This window comes from Verrucosispora sp. SN26_14.1 (assembly GCF_004307965.1).
Taxonomy (GTDB): Bacteria; Actinomycetota; Actinomycetes; order Mycobacteriales; family Micromonosporaceae; genus Micromonospora.
In genome coordinates this window covers 1-5157 of record NZ_SISL01000421.1, presented here as the reverse complement: position 1 = coordinate 5157, position 5157 = coordinate 1, and the positions used below count along the sequence as shown (strand labels likewise).

5 protein-coding genes are annotated in these 5157 nt (G+C 69.9%); 2 read left to right on the top strand and 3 right to left on the bottom strand.

From position 1 onward, the window contains the following. Positions 1 to 273: 273 nt before the first annotated feature. Positions 274 to 534 (top strand): DUF4190 domain-containing protein, encoded by a 261-nt coding sequence (locus EYA84_RS25955; RefSeq protein WP_131056226.1) that lies wholly within the window; start codon positions 274 to 276, stop codon positions 532 to 534. Positions 535 to 578: 44 nt separating this feature from the next. On the opposite strand, the gene sucD is transcribed toward EYA84_RS25955, so the two are convergent. The 3 genes from sucD to EYA84_RS25940 form a co-directional block, all read right to left on the bottom strand. Beyond that, complete coding sequence (sucD, locus tag EYA84_RS25950; protein ID WP_131056224.1) at positions 579 to 1466, bottom strand: succinate--CoA ligase subunit alpha; 888 nt, start codon at positions 1464 to 1466, stop codon at positions 579 to 581. Between the two features lie 2 nt (positions 1467 to 1468). Beyond that, positions 1469 to 2647: an ADP-forming succinate--CoA ligase subunit beta gene (sucC, locus tag EYA84_RS25945; protein WP_131056222.1), complete on the bottom strand. Its 1179-nt coding sequence runs from the start codon at positions 2645 to 2647 to the stop codon at positions 1469 to 1471. Positions 2648 to 3241: 594 nt separating this feature from the next. Then, positions 3242 to 3646, bottom strand: a complete 405-nt coding sequence (locus tag EYA84_RS25940) for a cobalamin B12-binding domain-containing protein (RefSeq protein ID WP_131056220.1) — start codon at positions 3644 to 3646, stop codon at positions 3242 to 3244. Positions 3647 to 4070: 424 nt separating this feature from the next. Here EYA84_RS25940 and EYA84_RS25935 point away from each other — a divergent pair, with 424 nt between their 5' ends. Then, on the top strand, positions 4071 to 4784 hold the full coding sequence (locus tag EYA84_RS25935) for a M23 family metallopeptidase (protein ID WP_131056218.1): 714 nt from the start codon (positions 4071 to 4073) through the stop codon (positions 4782 to 4784). Positions 4785 to 5157: the final 373 nt, after the last annotated feature.

Below are 5157 nucleotides of genomic sequence, written 5' to 3'. Positions count from 1 at the left end.
GGTGTGCCCCGTTGCACCGGTACCCGACGGGGCGGGCCGGCACGACCGGGTGGCCGGGCGCCGACCCCACGGGCGTCGGTGGCCCGGCGGGGCTGGTCAGGGGTGACGGAGGACATCGTCTCTACTCTGGCATGTCGGGGCCGCCTCGGCTGTCCGACACCACCCCGTCCGGAGGTGAGTTCGCCTGATCCGCCGTGCCGGCAAGGGGCTCCGGTCTAGCCTCGGCTCAGAGCCGTGGCCGACGTCGCGGCAGTTAGTGTCCGGAGGGAAGCCGTGAACGCTCCGTATCCACCGCCCCCGCCGCCACCGGCGGGCCGGGACCGCACCACCCTGTGGGGCGTGCTGGGCATCGTGACCGGGGTGCTCTGTTGCGGCATCCTCGGCATCGTCTTCGGTTGGCTGTCGATCCGCGACGCGCGCCGCTACCGGCAGTCCCCGGTGCTGGGCTACGTCTCGATCGGTCTGGGTGTGGTCAACATCGTGGTCAGCCTGATCCTGTCCGCCACGGGCAACTACCCGTACTGGAACCGCTGAGGGGCCGACCTTCCGGTCGGCCCCTCGAAGACTGTCGTACCGGCTCAGCCGGCGGACATGATCTCGCGCATCAGCTTGGCGGTCTCGGTCGGGGTCTTGCCGACCTTGACACCCACCGCCTCCAGCGCCGCCTTCTTCGCGTCGGCGGTGCCCGCCGAACCGGAGATGATCGCACCGGCGTGCCCCATGGTCTTGCCGGGCGGGGCGGTGAAGCCGGCGATGTAGCCGACCACCGGCTTGGTGACGTTGGCCTTGATGTACTCGGCCGCCCGCTCCTCGGCGTCGCCGCCGATCTCACCGATCATCACGATGGCGTCGGTGTCCGGGTCTGCCTCGAACGCGGCCAGCGCGTCGATGTGCGTGGTACCGATGATCGGGTCGCCACCGATGCCGACGCAGGTCGAGAAGCCGATGTCCCGCAGCTCGTACATCATCTGGTAGGTCAGCGTGCCGCTCTTGCTGACCAGGCCGATCCGGCCGCTGCCGGTGATGTCGGCCGGAATGATGCCGGCGTTGGAGGAACCCGGCGAGGCGATGCCGGGGCAGTTCGGCCCGACGATCCGGGTCCGCTCGCCCTTGCCCGTGTTGTACGCCCAGAAGGCGGCGGTGTCGTGCACCGGCACGCCCTCGGTGATCACCACGGCCAGCGGGATCTCGGCGTCGATCGCCTCGATGACCGCGCCCTTGGTGAACTGCGGGGGCACGAAGATGACGGTGACGTCGGCACCGGTGTCCTTCATCGCGTCCGCGACGCTGGCGAAGACCGGCAGCTCGGTGCCGTCGAAGTCGACGGTGGTGCCCGCCTTGCGCGGGTTCACGCCGCCGACGACGTTGGTGCCGGCCGCGAGCATCCGCCGGGTGTGCTTGGAACCCTCGGAACCGGTCATCCCCTGGACGATGACCTTCGAGTCCTTGGTCAGCCAGATAGCCATTGTCAGACCCCCGCAGCCGCCAGCTCGGCGGCCCGCTCGGCCGCGCCGTCCATGGTGTCGACCCGCTGCACGAGCGGGTTGTTCGCGCTGTCGAGGATCGCCCGACCAGCTTCGGCGTTGTTGCCGTCGAGCCGCACGACGAGCGGCTTGGTGACCTGCTCCCCGCGCTGCTCCAGCAGGGCCAGCGCCTGGATGATGCCGTTGGCGACCTCGTCGCAGGCGGTGATGCCACCGAAGACGTTGACGAAGACGCTGCGGACCGACGGGTCGGAGAGCACGATCTCCAGGCCGTTGGCCATCACCGCGGCGCTCGCGCCACCGCCGATGTCGAGGAAGTTGGCCGGCTTGACGCCGCCGTGCCGCTCACCGGCGTACGCGACCACGTCGAGCGTGGACATGACCAGGCCCGCGCCGTTGCCGATGATGCCGACCTCGCCGTCGAGCTTGACGTAGTTGAGGTCCTTCTCCTTGGCCGCCTGCTCCAGCGGGTCCACGGTCGCCTGGTCGACCAGGGCCTCGTGGTCCGGGTGCCGGAAGCCGGCGTTCTCGTCCAGCGAGATCTTGGCGTCCAGCAGCAGCAGCGTGCCGTCACCGGTCTTGGCCAACGGGTTGACCTCGACCAGGGTGGCGTCCTCGGCGACGAACGCCTTCCAGAGCCCCACCGCGACGTCGACGAGCTGGTCGGCGAGATCGGCCGGGAAGCCGGCTGCGGTGACGATCTCCCGGGCCTTGGCCTCGTCGACACCCTTGACGGCGTCGATCGGGGCCTTGACCACCTTGTCCGGGGTCTCCGCGGCGACCTGCTCGATGTCCATGCCGCCGGCCACGCTGGCGATGCAGAGGAAGGTGCGGTTCGCCCGGTCCAGCAGGTACGAGAAGTAGTACTCGTCGGCCACGTCCGCGGTCACCGTGATCATGACCTTGTGGACCGTGTGGCCCTTGATGTCCATGCCGAGGATGTCGGTGGCGCGGGCCACCGTCTCCTCCGCGCCCTCGGCGAGCTTGACGCCGCCGGCCTTGCCTCGCCCGCCGACCTTCACCTGCGCCTTGACGACCACTCGGCCGCCGAGGCGATCGGCGATCGCGCGGGCCTCCTCCGGGGTGGTGGCAACGCCGCCGGCGAGCACGGGAAGACCGTGCCGCTCGAACAGGTCCCGCCCCTGGTATTCGTACAGGTCCACGATTGCGCGTCCCGTCCCGTCTCCGCGGCGCACCGTCGCGCCGCCACCAGCGTATGGAAAGTAAACAGTGCGGTGCCTGACATCAGTCGAAGTTGACGCAGACCGCTGAACCTCGCACGGCCCGAACCGCACGGCGCTCGCGCACCGCACCCGCCCGGTGGATCCGTCGGACCGTGGGCGGAGGTGGTGCGAGGTCCATTGGGCGCAGCCTAACGATGTCGGCACGGGCGGCAACCGAGCGGGTGCGGGGTGTGCGGTAATCCACAGCCACCACCGACGCTGTGTCACCGGTGTGCGCCACGCCGCAGCGGCCGCCCCGATGTCACCCGTTCGAGCGATCTCGGCGGGCCTGGCAGGGAACCGGACGTCGGCGCGTAACCCGGTTGGCAGGGCCTCGTTGAGTCAGGTGTCGGAGCGCTGAACGGCGCGAGGACGCAAGCGGCCGATGCCCTGTCGGTCGAGGGGTGGCGGCGGGGCATCGTGCATAGAGGGGCCGGACGTGTGAGGGGTGCGTCCGGCCCCTCCCCTTGCCCGCATTCGCCCCACGTCCCCGTACCCGACTCTCGCGTCGGCCCCCGGGTCCGCTCGTCCGGGTCAGCTCACCGGCTGGGCGACGTTGCTACGGACCCACTCCACGATGGACTGGGTGGTCGCGCCCGGCGTGAAGATCTTGGCTACGCCGATCTGCTCCAGCTCCGGGATGTCCGCGTCCGGGATGATGCCCCCGCCGAAGACCACGATGTCCCGGGCGTCGCGCTCGCCCAGCAGTTCGAGCACCCGGCGGAACAGCGTCATGTGCGCGCCGGAGAGCACCGAGAGACCGACCGCGTCGGCGTCCTCCTGGATGGCGGTCTCCACGATCTGCTCCGGGGTCTGGTGCAGGCCGGTGTAGATGACCTCCATGCCGGCGTCGCGGAGAGCGCGGGCCACCACCTTGGCCCCACGGTCGTGGCCGTCCAGGCCCGGCTTGGCGACGACGACCCGAACACGAGAGCTCATCAGCGCATCCCTTTCACCGGCTCCGGGGCTTTCACCTGAACGAACGGTAACCCGCGCCACGGATTCCGGGGAACCGGGGCCGGGACCCGAGGACGGACCCGCCGCCACGACGACCTCACACACAGGCACGACCGACGCGGCTCGGGTCAAGGAGGACGACTCCGCCGATCGGTCACGGTCTGCGACGAACGGACGATAACGAGGGCAGCCCACTAGTGCCGCGAGCCATGACATTAATGGACGGAAAGGGACAGAAAGGTGCAACGAGTTCGGCGCTCCGGCTTGTGGGGCGACTGACGGTTGGCTACCGTGTCCACGGTTGTCATCAGGTTTGCGGACGGGTGACGACGCGACCAGCCGACGGACGGATCACTGATCCGGACGGCGGCCGAACGCTTCGGAACCCCGACAACGGAGGGTGTGCGTGCGCCAGCGCCTGTCGTCTGAGCCCGATCGATATCGCGGTCGCCGCCGCGTACCCACCCCCCCACGTAGCCGTTACGCCGCAGTCGTCACCACCGCCTTCGTCGGTGCCGGCGTGGTGGCACTGGGCGCCGGCGCACTGCCGGACGCCAAGAGCGTCGAACAGTCGGTGCTCGACGAGCTGAAGCAGGCCGCCGTCAGCAGCCAGGGAGCTGCCGAGCGCGCCGACGCCGCCGAGCGGCCCTCCCGGGACGGCCGCAGCGCCCCGGAGAGCGTCGAGGACTCCGGCGTCTGGCTGCTGCCGCTGCAGGGCTACGACTTCAACTCCCCCTACGGCATGCGCTGGGGCAAGCTGCACACCGGCATCGACCTGGTCGCACCGGAGGGCACCCCGTACGTCTCGATCCACGAGGGCACCGTCACCAAGGCCGGCTGGTTCGGCGGGTACGGCAACGCCGTGATCGTCCAGCACCCGGACGGCAGCGAGGCGATCTACGGCCACTCCTCGGCGTTGAGCGTCCGGGAAGGCCAGCAGGTCAAGGCCGGCGACCAGCTCGGCCTGGTGGGCAACACCGGCCACTCCTACGGGGTCCACCTGCACCTGGAGATCCATGTCAAGGGCAAGCCGCTCGACCCGGTGCCCTGGCTCCAGGAGCGCGGAGTGGACATCAAGCTGCAAGTCGAGGCAATCTACAGCGAGGTAACGGAGTCCTGACACCCCGTTGCACCCGTTGACCGCCCGGATCGATCGATCCGGGCGGTTTTGCGTGCGCGGCCCGAACGCAAAGTGCCCCAGGCCACAGGCTGCTTTGTGGCGGAGCGCACACCACAGCCGACGCACCGACCCGGTCATCCGGTGGCAACCGGGGACAGAACCGGGCGGCCGTCCCGCCGCCACCATCCACCCGCCGAACCCCGGTACCCGACACGCACCCGACCGACACCAGGATTTCCAGGTCACGTACCCCTCGATCCAGTGAGGTCCGCTCCGTGCAGGACGACAGCTCCACCCCGAACCGCACGCTCTCCCACGCTCCCGCCCGGCACCGACGAAGGCGGTGGTGACGACTGCGGCGTAACGGCTACGT